Origin of the sequence: Bordetella sp. N, from assembly GCF_001433395.1 — a bacterium.
In the GTDB taxonomy this organism is placed as follows: domain Bacteria; phylum Pseudomonadota; class Gammaproteobacteria; order Burkholderiales; family Burkholderiaceae_B; genus Bordetella_C.
Genome location: NZ_CP013111.1, coordinates 4,562,615 through 4,580,958, shown reverse-complemented (window position 1 = coordinate 4,580,958; position 18,344 = coordinate 4,562,615). Strand labels below are relative to the sequence as shown.

The 18,344-nt window shown below is 66.1% G+C and carries 16 protein-coding genes; 3 read left to right on the top strand and 13 right to left on the bottom strand.

The annotated features are described in order from the left end of the window. Nucleotides 1-80: 80 nt before the first annotated feature. From ASB57_RS19680 to ASB57_RS19655, 6 genes are all read right to left on the bottom strand, one after another. Nucleotides 81-1,124, bottom strand: coding sequence for a tripartite tricarboxylate transporter substrate binding protein (locus tag ASB57_RS19680; RefSeq protein ID WP_082621723.1), 1,044 nt, complete (start codon nucleotides 1,122-1,124; stop codon nucleotides 81-83). Nucleotides 1,125-1,168: 44 nt separating this feature from the next. Next, nucleotides 1,169-2,341 carry an acyl-CoA dehydrogenase family protein gene (locus tag ASB57_RS19675; protein WP_057653750.1) on the bottom strand — a complete coding sequence of 391 codons (1,173 nt, stop codon included), beginning with the start codon at nucleotides 2,339-2,341 and terminating at the stop codon, nucleotides 1,169-1,171. 1 nt (nucleotide 2,342) lies between these two features. Next, entirely contained in the window at nucleotides 2,343-3,131 is a 789-nt protein-coding gene (locus ASB57_RS19670; RefSeq protein WP_231755195.1) for an enoyl-CoA hydratase-related protein, read from the bottom strand. Next, nucleotides 3,128-4,393 (bottom strand): acetyl-CoA hydrolase/transferase family protein, encoded by a 1,266-nt coding sequence (locus ASB57_RS19665; RefSeq protein ID WP_057653749.1) that lies wholly within the window; start codon nucleotides 4,391-4,393, stop codon nucleotides 3,128-3,130. Before ASB57_RS19665 ends, ASB57_RS19670 begins: the two co-directional genes overlap by 4 nt. Next, nucleotides 4,390-5,238, bottom strand: a complete 849-nt coding sequence (locus ASB57_RS19660; protein WP_057653748.1) for a CoA ester lyase — start codon at nucleotides 5,236-5,238, stop codon at nucleotides 4,390-4,392. The genes ASB57_RS19665 and ASB57_RS19660 overlap by 4 nt, the downstream gene beginning before the upstream one ends. Before the next feature lie 75 nt (nucleotides 5,239-5,313). Further along, a complete protein-coding gene (locus ASB57_RS19655; protein ID WP_057656283.1) occupies nucleotides 5,314-6,561 on the bottom strand; it encodes a CaiB/BaiF CoA-transferase family protein in 1,248 nt (415 codons plus the stop codon). A gap of 165 nt (nucleotides 6,562-6,726) precedes the next feature. On the opposite strand from ASB57_RS19655, the gene ASB57_RS19650 reads away from it, so the two are divergent. After that, on the top strand, nucleotides 6,727-7,473 hold the full coding sequence (locus ASB57_RS19650) for an IclR family transcriptional regulator (RefSeq protein WP_057653747.1): 747 nt from the start codon (nucleotides 6,727-6,729) through the stop codon (nucleotides 7,471-7,473). Between the two features lies 1 nt (nucleotide 7,474). On the opposite strand, the gene ASB57_RS19645 is transcribed toward ASB57_RS19650, so the two are convergent. The 5 genes from ASB57_RS19645 to ASB57_RS19625 form a co-directional block, all read right to left on the bottom strand. Next, the gene (locus ASB57_RS19645) at nucleotides 7,475-9,130 is read right to left on the bottom strand and encodes an iron ABC transporter permease (protein WP_057653746.1); all 1,656 of its coding nucleotides are present in this window, start codon (nucleotides 9,128-9,130) and stop codon (nucleotides 7,475-7,477) included. A 13-nt stretch (nucleotides 9,131-9,143) separates the two neighbouring features. Then, on the bottom strand, nucleotides 9,144-10,076 hold the full coding sequence (locus ASB57_RS19640) for an ABC transporter substrate-binding protein (protein ID WP_197424778.1): 933 nt from the start codon (nucleotides 10,074-10,076) through the stop codon (nucleotides 9,144-9,146). 50 nt (nucleotides 10,077-10,126) lie between these two features. Then, the gene (locus ASB57_RS19635; protein ID WP_057653744.1) at nucleotides 10,127-10,828 is read right to left on the bottom strand and encodes an ABC transporter ATP-binding protein; all 702 of its coding nucleotides are present in this window, start codon (nucleotides 10,826-10,828) and stop codon (nucleotides 10,127-10,129) included. 2 nt (nucleotides 10,829-10,830) lie between these two features. Beyond that, entirely contained in the window at nucleotides 10,831-11,943 is a 1,113-nt protein-coding gene (locus ASB57_RS19630; protein WP_057653743.1) for a porin, read from the bottom strand. A 95-nt stretch (nucleotides 11,944-12,038) separates the two neighbouring features. Then, a complete protein-coding gene (locus ASB57_RS19625; RefSeq protein ID WP_057653742.1) occupies nucleotides 12,039-14,150 on the bottom strand; it encodes a TonB-dependent siderophore receptor in 2,112 nt (703 codons plus the stop codon). A gap of 174 nt (nucleotides 14,151-14,324) precedes the next feature. Here ASB57_RS19625 and ASB57_RS19620 point away from each other — a divergent pair, with 174 nt between their 5' ends. Then, on the top strand, nucleotides 14,325-14,618 hold the full coding sequence (locus ASB57_RS19620; RefSeq protein ID WP_057653741.1) for a hypothetical protein: 294 nt from the start codon (nucleotides 14,325-14,327) through the stop codon (nucleotides 14,616-14,618). 22 nt (nucleotides 14,619-14,640) lie between these two features. Here the strand turns inward: ASB57_RS19620 and ASB57_RS19615 are convergent, their stop codons facing one another. Further along, entirely contained in the window at nucleotides 14,641-15,597 is a 957-nt protein-coding gene (locus tag ASB57_RS19615) for an NAD(P)-dependent oxidoreductase (protein ID WP_057653740.1), read from the bottom strand. 123 nt (nucleotides 15,598-15,720) lie between these two features. On the opposite strand from ASB57_RS19615, the gene kdsA reads away from it, so the two are divergent. After that, entirely contained in the window at nucleotides 15,721-16,575 is an 855-nt protein-coding gene (gene kdsA / locus ASB57_RS19610; RefSeq protein ID WP_057653739.1) for a 3-deoxy-8-phosphooctulonate synthase, read from the top strand. 79 nt (nucleotides 16,576-16,654) lie between these two features. Here the strand turns inward: kdsA and ASB57_RS19605 are convergent, their stop codons facing one another. Next, nucleotides 16,655-18,253, bottom strand: coding sequence for an MmgE/PrpD family protein (locus ASB57_RS19605; protein ID WP_057653738.1), 1,599 nt, complete (start codon nucleotides 18,251-18,253; stop codon nucleotides 16,655-16,657). Nucleotides 18,254-18,344: the final 91 nt, after the last annotated feature.

Here is an 18,344-nt window from a genome sequence, read left to right as displayed (position 1 = left end):
CCAGGTGCATGCGCCCATGCACCCGTGCGCCACGAAAGCGCATGGGTGCATGCCAGGCCGCACCCGCGCGGCCAAGCCCGTCAATCGATCTTCGCGCCCGAGAACCTGACGACCTCGCCCCATTTGGTGATGTCGTCATCGATGGTCTTGACGAACTGCGCCTGCGTCCCGCCCAGGGGCACGAAGCCCAAGGTCGCCAGTTTGTTGCGGAAGGCGGGTGTCTTCAGCGCGTCGTTGATCGCGCTGTTGACCTTGTTGACCACTTCCACCGGCGTGCCCTTGGGCGCCAGCAAACCGAACCAGGTGTCGGACAGCAGCGTGGGATAGCCCGCTTCCGCGGTGGTCGGCACGTCGGGCAGCATGTCGGAGCGCTTGGGCGCCATGACGGCCAGGGCTTTCAGCTTGCCATCCTTGACCAGCGGCGCGGCGGCCGTGACGCCGGGAAAAGCCAGTTGCAGACGTTCACCCACCAGGTCGGTGAAGACGGCACCGGGCGAGTTGTACGGGATGTGGATCATCGAAACACCGGCCGTCTTCTTGTACAGCTCGCCGGACAGGTGATACGAACTGCCACTGCCGGTCGAACCGAAATTCAGCTTGTCCGGGTTCTTCTTCGCATAGGCCGTCAGTTCGTCCAACGAGTTGATCTTCAGCGACGGCTGCACCACGATGATGTTGGGCACGGACGCCACCAGCACCATCGGCAGCAGGTCCTTCTGCGGATCGTAGGGCTTGTTGTGGTACAGCGTATTGGCGGGCACCAGGGTGCCGGTCCAGCTGAACAGCAAGGTGTAGCCGTCGGGCGTGGCGCGCACCACCGAGGCGGAGCCGACGTTGCCGTTGGCGCCCGGCCGGTTTTCCACGATGACGGATTGCTTCAGGCTGTCGCCCAGTTGCTCCGCCACCATGCGGGCCAGGGGATCGGAACTGCCGCCAGGGGCGGCGGGCAGGATCAGGCGGATGGGCTTGCTGGGCCAGGTGTCGGCATGCGCCGCTGGGGGCAGCAGCGTGGCCAGCGTGGCAAGGCCGGTGCCAAGCAGGAACCCTGCCAGCACGCGGCGCCTGGAATGGCGTCCTGGATGATCCGATGGGCTATGCCTGGGCTTGGAAGTGCGGTGGAACATGGTTGTCTCCAATATGTTTTTTTAGAGTGAGGCCATCTTCGATATCAATACGACTTGGGCATCCCCAGCACGCGCTCGGCGATGTGGCTGAGGATCAGTTCCTGGCTGACCGGCGCGATACGGGGAATCATGATTTCCCGCAGATACCGTTCAACATGGAATTCCTTGGCGTAACCCATACCGCCATGGGTGAGAATGGCCCGCTCGCAGGCCCGGAACCCCGCTTCGGCCGCGAAGTACTTGGCGGCGTTGGCCTGGGCGCCGCACTCGCGGCCGTTGTCGTAGAGCCAGGCCGCCTGCTGCATGAGCAGCTGCGCGGCCTCCAGCTCCACCCAGTTCTGCGCGAGCGGATGCTGGATGCTCTGGTTCTGGCCGATGGGCCGGCCGAACACCACACGCTCGCGCGCATAGGCAGCGGCCTTGTTCAGTGCCACGCGGCCCACGCCGATGGCTTCCGCCGCCAGCAGCACGCGTTCCGGGTTCATGCCGTGCAGGATGTACTTGAAGCCCTTGCCTTCCTCTCCGATGCGGTCTTCCACCGGAATTTCCAGGCCATCGATGAACAGCTCGTTGGAGTCCACGCATTTGCGCCCCATCTTCTCGATCAGCTTGACGTCGACACGGCTGCGGTCCAGATCGGTGTAGAACAGGGTCAGGCCCTGCGAGTGCTGGCCCGGGCCCAGGTCTTCGAGCGGCGTGGTGCGCGCCAACAGCAGGATCTTCTCGGCCACCTGGGCGGTGGAGATCCACACTTTCTGGCCATGCACCACATACTTGTCGCCTTGCCGCACGGCGCGCGTCTTCAGTTGCGTGGTGTTCAGGCCGGTATTCGGTTCGGTGACGCCGAAGCAGGTCTTGATCCTGCCTTGCGCGATGGGCGGCAGCATGCGCTGCTTCTGTTCTTCGGTGCCATGCAGGGCCACGGGCATCAGGCCGAAGATATTGATGTGGATGGACGAGCAGCCGCTCAGGCAGGCGCCCGATTCCGCCACCGCCTGCATGACCACCGCCGCTTCCTGCACGCCCAGGCCGGCGCCGCCATAGGCTTCCGGAATGGCGGTGCCCAGCCAGCCCGCGTCGCCCATGGCGCGGTAGAAGTCTTCGGGGAAGGCACCGTCGGCATCGCGCTCCAGCCAGTAGCTTTCCGGAAAGCGGGTGCACAGGTCGTCGACCGCCGCGCGGATGGACAGGTGTTCGTCGCTGGGTTCGAAGTTCATGTCAGCGACCCTTCCATTGTGGCGCGCGTTTTTCGGCAAAGGCCCGGGGACCTTCCTGGGCGTCTTCGCTCAGATACACGGGTTCGAAAAGTTCATGCGCGGCGTCCAGGGCTTCGGTCCGGCCCATTTCGGTGGACAGATAGACCAGCTCGCGCGCGGCCTTGACCGTCAGCGGTGCGTTGGCGGCGATGGCGCGGGCCAGGGCGATGGCGCTGTCCAGCAGTTGCGCATGGGGCACGACGTCGTTGACGTAGCCCAGCGCATGGGCGCGTTGCGCGCTGATGGGCTTGCCCGTCAACAGTACTTCCATGGCGATGCGTTGGGGCAGCATGTGGATAAGGGGCGCGGCCCACGGCATGCCGCGGCCGACCTTGGCTTCAGTGATGCCGAAGGTCGCGTTGTCGGAGGCCACGCAAAGATCGCACATCTGCGCGAACAGCCAGCCGCCGGCCAGGGCCACGCCGTTGACCGCCGCGATCGTCGGCTTGGACACCCGCACGCTGTCGCCCAGCACCGGGAACATGTCGCGTGGCGGAATCTGCAAGCGCATGGCCGCGGCTTCCTTCAGGTCCATGCCGGCGCAGAAGGCCTTGTCGCCCGCGCCGGTAAGAATGCCCACGCGCAGCGCCGGGTCCTGCTCCAGACGTTGCCATGCTTGTTTCAACCCCTCGATGACGCCGCGATTGATGGCGTTGCGCTGCGCGGGCCGGTCGATGGTGATGACGGCGATGGCACCGTCGACGATGGCGAAGGTGATCTCTTCGCTGAGGTGCTCGATGTTTTCGTTCACAGGTCACTCCAGGTGGCGCGCGCCGCTTGCAGCAGCGCGTCGCGATGTTCGGGGGCGGCGATGGCGACCAGGGCCTTGACCCTTTCACGCAGGCTGCGCCCGCGCAGCTGGGCTACGCCGTATTCGGTGGCGATCAGGTCCACGTCGCTGCGCGCGGTGGTCACGGGTCCGGCCAGTTGCGCGGTGATCTTGCTTTCGCCATGGCGGCCCGTGGCCGTCAACGCGATGATGGAGACGCCGCCGGTCTGCACCGAGGCCCGCACGAAATCGACCTGGCCGCCGACCGCGCCGATGTGTTGCGCGCCGATGGCTTCGGCGTTGACCTGTCCGGTCAGGTCGACTTCCAGCGCGCCGTTGATCGAGACCAGGTTGCGTACCTTGAACAACGTTGCCATGTGGTGGGTATAGCTGGTCTGGCACAGCCGGATGGCGGGATTCTCGTGCGCGTAGCGATACAGTCTTTGCGTGCCGAACAGGACGCCGGTGATGGTGACGCCCGCGTCTATGCCTTTGTGCATGTTGTCGATGGCGCCGCTTTCGATGAGATCGATGACGGAATCGCCGATCATGCCGGAATGGATGCCCATGCCGCGGCGGTCGGCCAGGGACGCGAGGATGGCTTCAGGCACGGCGCCTATGCCCAGCTGCAAGGTGGCGCGCTCCGGGATGTAGGGCGCAAGATGCCGGGCGATGCGCTGCTCCAGTTCGCCGAAGGTGGCGGTGGGCAATTCCAGCGGGGCGGTATCGCCCTGTACCGCTACCGTGAAATCTTCGGCGCGCAAGGTGCGGTCGCAATGAGTCCAGGGCACGGCGGGATTGATTTCCGCGATGACCACCCGCGCTTGCGCCAATGCCGCCTGCACGTAGTCATTGACCAGGCCGAAGCTGTATTCGCCGCGTGCGTTGGGCGGACTGACGGACAGTAGCAACACGTCGCTGGGAATCTGGCCGCCGGCCAGCAGGCTGGCGACGGCGGAGATGTGGCAGGGCACGGGGTCGAGCGCGCCGGCGCTGGCCAGCTTGCGTAAGGTGCCGATGCCGCCTATCCCTTTGAAGCGCAGATGATCGGCGTGTTCGGGACTGAAGGTGTGTGAGAAGCCCGTGCCCAGGAACAGCCGCGCGCCGCTGTAGCGGGCCCGCTGCTCGACCAGCCTGGCGGTCAGCCCCAGCGGTTCGCCCACGCCCTGGCCGAAGGTGATGCCGTCACCGGGGCGTATGTATTGCGCCAGGTCCAGGGAATCCAGGGAGATCGGTGCCGTCATGATCGTTGCGCCGCCGCCAGGATGGCCTGTGAATGCTTCAGCAGGGGGCCGTCGACCATGCGTCCTTCGAAATCGATGGTGCCGATGCCGCGCGCGGTGGCGGCCTCGTAGGCGGCCACCAGACGGCCGGCGTACTCGATTTCCTCCGGCGAAGGCGAGAAGGCCGCATTGGCCAATGCCACCTGCGCCGGGGCGACGCAGATCTTGCCTTGATAACCCAGGTCGCGGCCGGCGTTGGCGTCGGCGGTGTAGAGCGTGTCGTTGCGGATATCGAGCACGGCCTGGTCGATGGCCGGGACGCGGCCCACATGCGCCGCCATGATCACCCAGCCGCGGGCGGTGGCGACTTCGGCGCCGCCTGGTGTGCGGCGGCCGCCGATATCGGCGGCGAAGTCTTCGGCGCCGAAATAGACGGCCAGCAGGTCAGGCGTTTCCTCGCAGATGCGTTGGGCGTTCAAGACGCCGCGCACGGATTCGATGCCGCCGATCACACCGATGGGGCGTGATCCCTTGACGTGGGCGATGCCATGTTGAACGGGAAAGGCCTGCGCCGGCGTTTCCAGCTTGGGGATCACGATGGCGTCGATGTCGCATTCAAAGGCGGCCTGCAGATCCAGCAGGTAATGAGGCGAATCCGGCACGTTGACGCGGACGGCCAGGCGGGACTGCAGGCCGGCGGCGCGGACTTGCGCCACTGTGTCGCGCAGGGCGGCGCGGGCCTTGGCCTTTTCCGCGTCCGGTGTGCCGTCCTCCAGGTCGATGACGCAGCAGTCGGCGTGGAAGCGGGGGAACTTGACGGCCAGCTCAGGCCGATTGGCGGGGGCGAAGAACAGCGAACGGATCATGGGGGCTCCTGGGATCTGGTGCGCGCGGCGGCATGCTTGTCCGGACGCAGACGGCGCTGCGCGGCGGGGAGGGCTTCATTCCTGCTTGAGATCGGGCGCCGCCGCCGCGTGGCCCGCGGCCAGCATGGCGTCGACTTCGGTTTGCGTGTAGCCGAGCTGCGCCAGCACCTCGCGGGTGTGCTCTCCCAGCCTGGGGGCGTGGCGGCGCAAGGTATCGACGGGATTGTTCTGCCAGCGCACGGGAACGCGCATGGTGCGGATGTGGCCTTCGCTGGGATGGTCCGCATCGATGAAGAATCCCGTGGCCTTCAGCTGGGGATCATCGAGGATGCTGCGCAGATCGTGCATGGGCATGAAAGGCACGTCGGCCTGTTCCAGCAGGGTCATCCATTCAGCGGTGGTCTTCTCGAGGAAGATGCGCGCCAGTTCGCCGTAGACGTGATCGATATTGCGGGAGCGGCCGCCATAGCTGCCGAAACGCGGGTCTTCATCCATCAGCGCCGCGCGGCCGACGGCGCCGAGGAAGTCGCGCCATTGCTTGTCGGTATAGACCAGGGCGCAGATGTAGCCGTCCTGGGTCTGATAAGGCCGCCGCTCGGGCGACAACTGGCGCGCGTAGCCGCCCCCATCCAGCGGCGGCTCGTAGGTCAGGCCGCCCAGGTGATCGCCCAGGACGAAGGCCGCCATGGTCTCGAACATGGGAATGTCGACGCGGTCGCCGCGGCCCGTGCGTTGGCGCGCCAGCAGGCTGGCGAGGATGGCGTTGACGCCGGTAAGGCCGACGATGCGGTCCGCCATGGCGGTGGGCACATAACGCGGAATGCCGCCGGACGCCTTGGCGATGAGATGCGGCAGGGTGGTGGCGCCCTGGATCAGGTCGTCATAGGCCGGCCGCGCCGCATAGGGGCCGTCCTGGCCGAAGCCGAACAGCCCGGCGTAGACGATGCGCGGATTGATCTGCGCCACGGCTTCGTAGGAAAGCCCCAGGCGCGCCATGGCCTGCGGCCTGACGTTGTACATGAGCACGTCCGCGTCGGTCAGCAGCTGCTTGAGGACAGCCAGCCCCTGCGGTTGTTTCAGGTCCAGCGCCACGCTGCGCTTGTTGCGGTTCGCATTCAGGTAGACCGGGCCCATGGCTTCATGGCGCGCGGGTCCGATCTGACGGACCAGGTCGCCCTTGGGGGCTTCGATCTTGATGACGTCGGCGCCCATGTCGGCGATGGCCTGCGAGGCGAATGGCCCCATCAGCACGGATGTCATGTCGATGACCTTGATGCCCGAAAGGGGCCCCTTGGTCGATGAGGATGCTGTCTCCGATCTCATTTTTATGGTCGCTTTGTTCATGAGCGTGAACAAATCATACACACAGGGGAACATAATCGGGGAAAATGGACGCTTGGGATTTACCCTTGGAAGCGGCTATCGTGTTGCACCGCGGTTGCGCGCCGCGCTTTTTTCACCCGCATGGGGAGGTCTGGGAGGACCGCTGTGAGCATCAAACAAGTCGGCAATGTCCTGGATCTGCTGGAATACTTCGCCGCGCGGCAGCGGCCGGCCAGCCTGGCGGAGATCGCGCGCCACTTCGGTTGGCCGCGTTCCAGCACCTTCAATCTGCTGTTGACCTTGACCAACCGGGGTTTCCTGTACGAGCCGCGCGCGCGTGCCGGTTACTACCCCGCGCCGGTATGGGCGGAACTCATCACGCAGATCGAGCGTGGCCAGCCCATTCCGCATGGCATGCGCGCCTTGCTGGACCAGCTGGTGCGGGAGACGGGCGAGACCGCGGTGCTCGCCGCGGCCAGTGGCGCGCATGCGCTATTCATCGAGACCGTGGAGTCGCCCAGCGCCGTGCGTTATGCGGCGCCGGTGGGCAAGCGGGTGCCCTTGCATGTGACCGCCACGGGCCGCGCCTTGCTGTCGCAGATGTCGGCGGCCGACCGCGCCGCCATCCTGGACAAGGCGTCCTATGAGCAATACACCGACACGACGCGCGTGTCGGCGGCGGACGTGGAAGCCGAAATCGCCCTGTCGGTCGAACGCGGATGGTTCGAAGGCAACGCGGAATACACCCAGGACCTGGGCGGCGTGGCCATGCCCTTCGCCATCGGCGAGCGCCGCTACGCCCTGCTGGTGGCCGGCCCCATGTTCCGCGTCGCCGCCCGCCTGCCGGAGCTGGCCGGGCTGCTGCGCGAACGCCTGGCGGAGTACCTGGCCAGCGCAGGCACTACTGAATGAATTACTGCAGGGCCCGGCGCTGGATATGCATGCCCAGCAGCATCAGCAGCAGGCTGACGATGGCGGCGATGCTGGCCATGGCCATGCCCATGCCAACCGAGCCCTGTTCGAACTGGCGCCATACGTAGATCGACACGGTCTGTACGCCGGCGGGCGCCAGCAGCAAGGACGTGACCAGTTCACGCGAGGCAATGGCGAAGACCATCAGCATGGCGGCCATCAGGCTGGGCATGGCCAAGGGCAGGGCGATGCGCCGCAAGGCCTGGAAGGCCGACGCGCCATGCACGCGCGCGGCAGCTTCCAGGCCAGGGCCGATCTGCATCAGCGCCGCGCTGACGTAGCGCACCGGATAGGGCAGCAGCAGGCAGGAATACGACAGCAGCAGGATGACCCACGTGCCATACGGCGTGATCGGCCAGAAGGGCTGGTTCCACGCCAGGATCAGGCCCACGCCCACCACCACGCCGGGCAAGGCGGCGGGCATCAGGGCCAGGGCGTCGATAAACTCGGCGCCGCGCATGCGTCGTCCTGTCGCGCACCAGGCCGCCATGAAGCCGACCGCGCCGGTCAGCAGGGCAGCGCCGCAAGCCAGTGCCATGCTGCTGGACAAAGCGTGCAGCGCGTCGCCACCGGTTTCGAACAGACCGGTGAAATTGGCCACGGTCAGGTTGCTCGCCCGCAAGCCACCCGACAAGGTGCGCGTGAACGCCGTGGCGATCATGCTGGCCAGCGGGGCGCCCGCGGTCAGCAGGGCCGCGCACGAGAACGCCAGCAACACCGGCCAACGCCAGGCGCCCAGCGATCCTTGCACCAGCGGCGCGGGCTTGCCGCCGGTGGTCTCAAAACCGCGTCCCGCCATCCAGGCGCGCTGGATGGCATAGGCGGTCAAGGCGATGGCGACCAGCAGCAAGGACAGCACGGCCGCACCCGGCAAGTCGATGGGCCAGTCGGACAGGCGCCGCTCGATGGCGGTGGTCAGTACGTTCACGCCAGCTTGCGGACCCAAGGCAGCGGGCACGCCGTATTCCTCGATGGCCAAGGTGAATGCCAGCAGCAGGCTGGCCGCGATGGCCGGCATGGCCAGCGGCAGCGTCACGCGGGAGAGGGCTTGCCAGGGCGTGGCGCCGCTGACGCGCGCCGCCTGGGCCAGGCGTCCGCCGGCCGCCGCGACGCTGCGCGATACCGCGAAATACACCAGCGGGAAGGTGTTCAGGCCCATGACCAGGGCCAGGCCGGCCTCGGAAAAAAGCACCTCGCCCAGATTGAAGCCCAGCAGTTGTTCAAGGTAACCGCGCGGCTGCAAAGCCATGGTCCAGGACAAGGCGGCAATGTAGGGCGGCAGCAGGAAAGGCAGCAGGAACAGCAGGTCCCACAACCTGGCCGCGGGCACGGCGCACAGGCCGCGCACGGTGCCCAGCGGAATGCCGAGCAGCGCGGCGACCAGTGCCACTTCCAAACCCAGTCGCAAGGTGCCGCCCAGCAGCGTGAAGATGCCGGGTTCAGCGAAAACGGCGGGCCAGGCACCGAAGGGCGCGCGTAGCGAACCCTGGGCCAGATGGGGAAAGACGGCCTGCAGCGCGACGAACCCGACGGGCAGCGCCACCACCAGGGCCAAGGCGGCGAGCGTCCCCGCCGCCAGGGGATAGGCGTTTTTCATCGGCGGCGTGGTTTTAGTGCGTGCCGAACAGCTTGGAGAAACGCTGCAGAACGTCTTCCCGGGCACCGGGTTGCGCGGCCGGCTGCGGCAACAGCTTCAATTCCTTGAACAGCGGACGTTGCGCCTGGATGTCCTCGCGCGCCGGCATCAGCCACGCTTCCGCCACCGCGCGCTGGCCTTCTTCGGACAGCACGTAATCGACGAACTGTTTGGCCTGGTCGGGCGCCCGGCTGGCCTTCAGGATCATCATGGGCCGCGGCGCGATGACGGTGCCGCTGGCCGGGAAGATCACCTTGATGGCTTCGCCTTTCTGCAGACTGGCGTAGGACACATAGTCCACCGCGCCGAACACGGCGGCCTTGGCGCCCTGCAGGACCGGCGTCAGCGCTTGCGCATTGGGGCCGGAGACCGTCATGCCGTTGCGCTTGAGCGCTTCAAGCAGGGTCCACGCCTTGTCGCCTTGCGCGCTTTGCAGGCCCAACAGCAGGTCCAGCGACGCGCCGGACAGCGCGGGGTCGGGCATGGTGACCTGCACCTTGTATTGCGGCTGCGCCAGGTCGGACCAGTCTTTCGGCTCCGGCGTGTTGCTGGCGGTGTTCCACACGATGCCCAGCGCCGAGATGCCTTGCGCGACATAGGTCGCGGTCTTGAAGGCGGCCGGCACCTTGGCGGCGTTGGGGCTTTGGTAAGGCAGCAGCTCGCCGCGATGATCGAGATCCAGCGCCGTGTCCCACGAGGCGGAGATGAGCACGTCGGCGCGCGGGTTGGCCGATTCGGCCTCCAGGCGCGCCATCACCTTGCCGGTGGTGGCCTGGAAGACATCGACCTTGATGCCTGTCTTTTCCTGGAAACCGGCGGCCAGCTTCTTGATGAGCGTACCGGGGCCGGCCGTGTAGACGGTCAGGGCGCGGGCCTGGCCCGCTGTCAGTCCGATGGAGAGTCCCATGAATATCGTTGTGATTAGTTTGCGGGGGGAGCGCGTTGGCTTCATTGTATTCAGTGTCCGGGTTCGTTGTGCTCGAGGCTCGCGATGCGGCCGCTCGCCATGCGGGCGATGCAGTGGGCCAGTGCGTGGGCCTCGGCGTGGTCGTGGGTGACATAGACCGCGGTGGTGCCTAGCGTGCGTAACAGGGCGCCGATTTCAGCGCACAGGGTTTCGCGCAGGTCGCGGTCGAGGTTGGACAGCGGTTCATCGAAGAGCAGGACGCGGGGACGCGCCACGATGGCGCGCGCCAGGCCGACGCGTTGCTGCTGGCCGCCGGAAAGATCGGCGGGGCGGCGCGCGGCCATGCCGGCCAGGCCTACCAGCGCCAGGGCTTCCTCGACGCGCCGCGCGTGTTCGGCCTTGGCCACCTTGCGCATCTGCAGGGGGAAGGCGATGTTCTGGCCGACGGTCATGTGCGGCCATAAAGCGTAGTCCTGGAACACCATGCCAAGATCGCGCTGCTCCGGCGGCGCGTGGCGGCCGTCATCGCAGACGACCTGAGAGCCGAAACGGATCGATCCCTGGCGCGGGCGCAACAGCCCGGCCAGGGATTTCAGCAGGGTGCTCTTGCCGCAGCCCGAAGGCCCCAGCAAGGCCAGCACCGTGCCGGCCGGCACGTCCAGGTCCACCCCGTCGAGCACGGGCACATCGCCATACGCCAACCGCAGGCCGCGGATGGCGATGTCCCGGGTGTGGTCCTTGGGGCTGTTCATCGTCAGAAGCGATGGCGCATGCCGAGGGACATGCCGAACTGGTTCTTGCCAGGCTCGACGTTCACGCCGTAGTTGCCGCCGATCACGCTGACCGAAGAACCATGGCTGTTGATCGAGTAGCCGCCCAGCGCATACAGCGTAGTGCGCTTGGACAGGTCGTATTGCGCGCCGGCGATGATCATCGTGGGCTTCTGGTCCGACCCGGCTCTTTGAACGGCCGGGCAGGCGGCGTAGTTCATGTTGTCGCACGCGGTGCCGTTCATCTTCAGGATGGCCAGCGACAGCGTGGTGGGCGAAGAGGGCTTGTAGTCGAAGCCGGCCCAGTAGAGATTGCTGGTGTAGTTGCGCTGTACCAGCTTCTGCTCCAGCCAGCGGTAGCCGACATACAGCTTCACCACATCCATGTCATAGGACAGGCCCGCGACGATGCGGTCTTCGCGGTTGTCGCCGTCGGCGCCGGTCTTGGGGGCGTCGGCATGCTTGGTGTGATACAGCAGCGCCGCGTCCCAGGCGTTTTCGTTGTAGCGCAGGCCGGCGCCGAACATGCGGCCTACCGACCTGTCGACGAAGTTCTGCTCGTTGTTCCAACCGAAGCTGTAGTACGTGCCCACGGTGACGGGGCCCAGCTTGTTGCTGTACTTCACGGAGTTGTCCATGCGGTCGGAGAACGCCGCATCGAGCACCTTGGCGGAGATCGTGGCGTTGTCGAACGGCGTGAACTTGGACATCCAGTCCAGCATCAGCGTGTTGTGGCGGCCCATGGTCAGCTGCCCCAGGTCCTTGTCGCTCAGGCCGACCCAGGCCTGGCGGCCGAACAAGCGGCCGCTCTGCAGCGTCTTGCCGTTGTTCATGTCGATGCCGCTTTCCAGCGCGAAGATGGCCTTGGCGCCGTTGCCCAGGTCTTCGGCGCCGCGCATGCCCCAGCGCGAGCCGTTCCAGCCGCCGGAGCTCATGGAGGTGCGGCTGCCGCCGCCGGGGCCGTTATTGAGGTATTGGACGCTGTTGTCGAGGATCCCGTACATCGTGACGGAATCCGCGGCCAAGGCAAGATGGGGGAGGGTGAATCCAGCGAGCAGGCAGGTGCCCGCCGCCGCGTTGCGGAGGTTGAACTTCATTTTGATGTCCTCTTTGGGATTTAATCTGAGCGCGCAGTCTAGGGTGGGCGTGCTACAGCGGCATGACACAAAGAGGACGGGTGTGAAGGCTCAGCCTAGTAGCGATATCCCAACGTCAACATGACGTTGCGGTCGTCGCCCATGGCGACGGCGGCTGCCAGCCCGCCCGCGTAATACTGCTTGTCGAAGACGTTCTTTACCGTGAGCGCCGCGCGCCAGCGTTCGGCCTGGTAAGCCACGCCGACGTCGGCGACGACGTAGCCGGGCAGGTAGTAGCCATACGTATAGCGGTTGCTTTCGCCGCGCGCGCCGGCATTCAACTCCCAGCCGCGCAGATCGCCGCTCAAGCGATAACGCGAGTACAGCGTGAAGCTGTGGCGCGGGACGTTGTTCAAGCGGGTGCCGTTGGTGGAAGGATCCTGGCCGCCGTCGTCGGTAATGGTGGCGGCGGTGTATGCGTATCCGCCCATCAGGCTCAGGCCATTGTCGAAATCCGACACGAAGCCGATTTCGCCGCCGCGCGAACGCTGCTCGCCCACCGCGATGCTGAAGTCGTCGTTGACGGGATCGCTTTGCAGGACGTGGTGGCGCCGCAGATCGAAGGCGGCGACCGTCAATTGCGTCGCACCGCCGTCGAAGTCGAACTTGACGCCGGCCTCCCATTGGCGGCCGGTTTCGGGATCGAAGCCGTTGCCATTCACGTCCGTGCCGCTGTTGGGGGTGAAGGACGTGGCATAGCTGATGTACGGCCGCACACCGGGGAAAAGCTCGTACATCAAGGCGCCGGACCCGGTGTAGGCACGCGCGCTGTCGTCCTGGCGCGTGCTGTTCAGATGGTTGGTCGTATAGGTCGCGGCCAAGTCGTGCCGGACCCCGGCCAGGATGCGCCAACGCTCGCCCAGTTTGACCTGGTCGCGCAGATAGAGGCCGATGTCACTCACCGTGTTCTGGCTGTCCGTGCGCGGCGTGGCCGGGCATTTGATGGCGCTGCCATAGACGGGGTTGTAGACGTTGAGCGTGCCGACGGTGCAGGTGGTGCTCAGCGTGTTGTCGCGGGAGCGCAGATAGTCGGTGCCGACGGTGAGTTCGTGCTGGCCCCACGCGCCGGCGTCGAAGGTACGCTGCGCATTGGTGTCCAGCGAAATCGTGTTGCCATCCCAATGCTGGTCGGTGGCGGTGCGCCGCAGGGTCTGGTTGTCGGCAAGCAGGCTGCTATTCGAAACCAGTTGGCCGTTCAGTGTGTATTGCTGATAACGCAGGTTCTGGTTGATGGTCCAGCCGCCGTCGAAGCGGTGCGTGAAGGCATAGCCGATGCGGCTCTGGTAGCCGCGATAGGGGTCCTGGTCCGGCTCGCCGATGAAGCGGCGGCGGGGGATCTCGCCATTGGGATTGAAATTGATGGAGCCGGCCAGGGGCAAGCCTTGCTGGCGGATGTAGCTGCGTTCCTGATAGCTGGTCAGGATGGTGAAGTCGGTGCGCGGGCCCAGGTCCAGCGACAGGGACGGCGCGATCCAGCGATTGCGGTACCAGACGTAGTCGGTGGCGTCGCGCGAGTTCATGGTCAACGCGTTTATGCGGAAAGCGGCCTTGCCGTTGTCCGACAGCGGCGTGCCCATGTCGACCGTGCCCTGGTAGAAGTTATGCGTGCCGACCGTGGTTTCCACATTGGCGAAGGCGTCGGGTTGCGGCCGCTTGCTGACCATATTCACCAGGCCGCCGGGCAGCACCTGGCCATACAGCAGGGAGGCCGGACCTTTGAGGACTTCCACCTGCTGCACGCCGAACAACTGCTCGGCGATGTGGTTCGATGCCGCCGTGCGCAAGCCGTCCAGGAATAGCGAATCGGAGGCCGTCTGGCCGCGGATGATCAGGTCGTCCCAGCCCCGCCGGCCGAAGGTGTTGGCAACGACGCCGGGGACATCGTGCAAGGCGTCAGCCAGGGTTTGTGCCTGCTGGCTGTCGAGGACCGCGCGGGGAATCACGGTGATCGTCTGCGGCGTCTCGTTGAGGGGCACGCTGGACTTGTTGACCTGGGGCGGTGTGGCGGGATTGAAGGCCGTGTCGCCCTGGGCGCCGGATTCCACCTTGACCGCCGGCATGTCGACCGGTGTCGCGCTTTGCGCGTTTGAGATGTGGGGAAGGGTGGCGCTGACGAGTCCTGCCAGGCTGGCCATGAGGATGGCCTGCCGGTGAGCGTGCAAATACATTGGTTTTCCGTGAGGGGGCATGGCGATACACGCACCGGGCGGCATTCGACCGGCGCGTTTCAATCCGGATCAAATAACATTGATACCGATTATCGTTCGCAATTGAATTCTAACGGAAACGCCTGATGAGCAGGAGGGGCTGTATAGTGCCCCCTCACTTACCGACGACTTGCCATGAAGAAAACCGATCTGGAAAAAAACAAAGGCCTGAAGCTGATGGGCCAATTGAAGAATGCCGGCACGCCGCAGCGTTTCGGCACCGCCGCCGCCGAGGTGCCGGACCGGCGCGACCGTCGGCGCCTGGATCAGGCCCAGGGCCTGGTGTCGTTCCCCGTCAAGCTGCCGCAGGCCTTGGCTGACCGCTTGCGCGCCCTGGCCGTCACGCGTGAGACGGGCGTGAACGAAGTCACCGCCGAATTGCTGGAAGCCGCCCTCGCGGCATTGCCGGAAGGCGGGGGCAAGGCGTAAGAGGGCAGGAGGTTGAGCTGGATCAGGCCGTTACTGGCGTGACCAGCGGCCGGCCTTCGAAACACGCCAGCAGATTGGCCGTCGCCAGTTTGACCGTCGCGGCAAGCGCTTCCGGCGAACGGCCGGCGATGTGCGGCGTCAGGGTCAGGTTGGGTGCCTGGAACAGGTCGGGGGTCATATCGTCGGGCTCGCCTTCCACCACGTCCAGCCCGGCGCCCGCGATGCTGCCGGCGTGCAGGGCCGCCAGCAAGGCCTGCGTATCGACCACGCTGCCGCGCGCGATGTTCACCAGGAAACCTTGCGGTCCCAATGCTTCAAGCACCGCCGTATTGACCAGATGATGGGTCGCGGCGCCGCCCGGCGTGGCGACCACCAGAAAGTCCGCCCAGGACGCCAGCGCCAGCGGACTGTCGAAATAGGCCAGGTTGCCGCCGCTGTCCGCGACGGGACGGCGATTGTGATAACCCACCACCATGTCGAAACCGCCGGCGGCACGCCGGGCGATCTGCTGCCCGATGGTGCCCAGGCCCAGGATGCCCAGCTTCTTTCCATGCACCGTCGGCCGTTCGATACGTGCGCTGGCACCCCACTTGCCTTGGCGCGCCACCTGATCGTTCTGCACGATGCCGCGCGCCGCCGAGAGCAGCAGGGCCAGGGCGTGGTCCGCCACCGCCGCGTCATTGGCGCCGCGGCCGTTGGTGACCGGGATGCCTCGCGCCTGGGCAGCCGCCAGATCGATTTTCTCGTAGCCGGCGCCCAGGGCGCAGACGATGCGCAGGCGTGGCATGGCCGCTATTTCATGGGCCTCGAAACCGGTCGAGCCGTTGGTCAGCACGGCATCGATGGTGGCTGCCAGCGCCGCCGGGATCGCCGCGCGTTCCGCCGGGGTCACGGCGAAGTGCAGCTGAAAGCCAGCGTCCTTCAGGAAGGCCAGATTGGTTTCCTTGATTTCGATGAGGATCAGCAGTTGCCGTTGCATGGGGAGTCCCGGGAGTAAAAGTGGAAAGGGGGGCGGAAGGCGATTGTGTCCGAGCCCGGCTGACGTGGCCCTGATCGCACCGGCGATATACTGCCCGGATCTCCGCCTTTCAGGTAGCGCCTCATGTCCCAACAAACCATTTCCATCACGCCCGACATCGCCTGCGGCAATGACCGCCCCTTCGTGCTGTTCGGCGGCATCAACGTCCTGGAATCGCGCGAGCTGGCCTTGCGGTCCTGCGAGCACTACCAGAAAGTCACCCGCAAGCTGGGCATTCCTTACGTCTTCAAGGCGTCCTACGACAAGGCCAACCGTTCTTCCATCCACTCCTACCGCGGCCCCGGCATGGAGGAAGGCTTGAAGATCTTTGAAGCGGTCAAGGCCGAGTTCGGCGTGCCGGTCATCACCGACGTGCATGAACCCTGGCAGGCCGCGCCCGTGGCCGAAGTGGCCGACGTGGTGCAGCTGCCGGCCTTCCTTGCCCGGCAGACCGACCTGGTGGTGGCGCTGGCCAAGACCGGCCGCGTGGTGAACGTCAAGAAACCCCAGTTCATCAGCCCCAGCCAGGTGCAGAACGTCGTCGAGAAGATCAACGAAGCGGGCAACCAGCAGATCATCCTGTGCGACCGGGGCACCGCCTTCGGCTACGACAACCTGGTGGTCGACATGCTGGGCTTCGGCGTGATGAAGAAAGCCTCGTCCGGCCTGCCCGTCATTTTCGATGTCACCCATGCCCTGCAGCAGCGCGCCGCCGGCGCCGCCGCGTCGGGCGGCCGCCGCGAACAGGTGGCGGAGCTGGCGCGCGCCGGGATGGCCGTGGGCCTGGCCGGCCTGTTCCTGGAAGCGCATCCGGACCCCGACAACGCCAAGTGCGATGGCCCCAGCGCGCTGCCGCTGGACCAGCTCGAACCCTTCCTCACGCAGATCAAGCGGCTGGATGACCTGGTCAAGTCTTTCGAGCCTTTGAACATCGTCTAAGTCGGTAAGCAGGTCGGACCGCGCAGGTCGGGCCGAGCAGGTCGGGCCGGCCCACACGGGCGCCGGCCCCGCAGTGCGTTCAGACCCGCAGCCAGTCCAGGTTCTTCTCTTTCTCCAGGCTCTGGATGCGGTCGAACAGCTTGGCCATGGCCGCTTCCGGGTGGCCGCGCGTCAACAGCATGAACTTCTCGCGCAACCCGGCGCGATCCAGTGGGTGCTCCGGCGTGCCGGTGAACGCGGTGACGTGGCTGCTGAACTCACGCCCATCCTTGAGCTTCACGGTCACCGTGCTGGCCAGGTCATTGTTCTTCTGGCCCGGCGCGACCTGCATGGCCACCCGCTGCGTCAAGGCCAGGATGTTCGCGTCCTGCGCCACGTGCTCGTCGAAGGAGCGCGGATCCACCGGATTGCGATACATGGACAAGGCCACGCAGAACGGAATGCTGAACTGCGCCAGCAGGGAATCGGCCGGCTTCGGAATGTTGTTGACCGTGGTCATGCGCGGGCTGCCCGCTACCGTGATGCTGTCGATGTCGTCTGCCTTGAAGCCGTTCGCCTTGCGCAGGCCCAGCATGGCTTCCACCGGCGTGTGCGCCGTGATGTGGCAGGCGTAGCGCTTGATCATGATGTTCATGGTCTCGTAGGTGCTGCCCAGCCCGCGCGTCAATTCGGCCAGGTCGTACTCAGGGCAGAATGCGCGCAGGAAGCCGCCTTCGCCCTCCAGCACCGTGCTGGGCCCCGTGAATCCCTGCGCGGCCAGATCCGCCGCCACCACGCCGCCTTCGGCGCCACGCCCCACGTTCAGGCGTTTGACCATGGCGCCGTTGCCGGCATGGGCGAAGGCCAGCAGGCCACCAGCGCAGGAGCCGGCGATGCCCATGGCATTGACCATGCGCGCCTGGTCGAAGCCCAGCAGATGTCCCACCGTCACCGCGCCGCCGAACGGACCGGTGGTGCCCGGCGCATGGAAGCCGCGCTCTTCGTTGGTGTGCTTGGTCGCATAGCCGATGCGCAGCATCACTTCGGCGCCGGCCACGAAGGCCGTCAGCAGCGCCTGGCCGCTTCGCCCCTTGTCCTGCGCCATCGCCAGGCCGGAGGAAAACAGGGCCGCGCCAGGATGGGCGCCGCTGTCGGGCTTGGTCAGGTTATCCAGCTCGAAGGCATGCGCCATCGCACCCTGCGCCAATGCCGCCATCTGCGGATGCACCGGCTGCGTGCCACTGCCCAGGATCTGGCTCTTGCCACCCGAACCGTTCTGCCGCGCATAGGCGATGATCATCTTGCTCCACGGCAGCTGCGCACCGTAGATGATGGTGGCGACGGCGTCCGTCATGGCGTCCTTGGCGCGCTGCAGGACTTCGGGCGGAATCTGCTCGTAGCGCAGGGCCGCGCCGTAGCCCGCCAGCGTCACGGTCTGGCCGCCCTTGGTGTCCTGCTGTTCTTTCGGGGCTTTGCCATCGGCCTTGTCCGTGGCTTTTGCCGCGCCCGCGGCCGGGGCGCTCGTCGCGGCATCGGCCGCCATGGCGGGTGCGGCGGCCAGCAGCGCCGGGCCCGCGCCGGCCAGCATGCCGGCCTGCAGGAAATGGCGGCGCGTCATGCCGGGGGCCGCGGCGTCCATGGGTTTGTTTTCCACGCGCGTGTCTTCAGCGGCTTGGTCCTGGGGGGTGTGATCCAGCATGTCTCGTCTCCTCGCGATGTCGGCGGCGCCGTACTTTTATTTGTCGCGCCTGCCTTTCTAATCAACAACGGTTGAATCCGAACTGAAATGG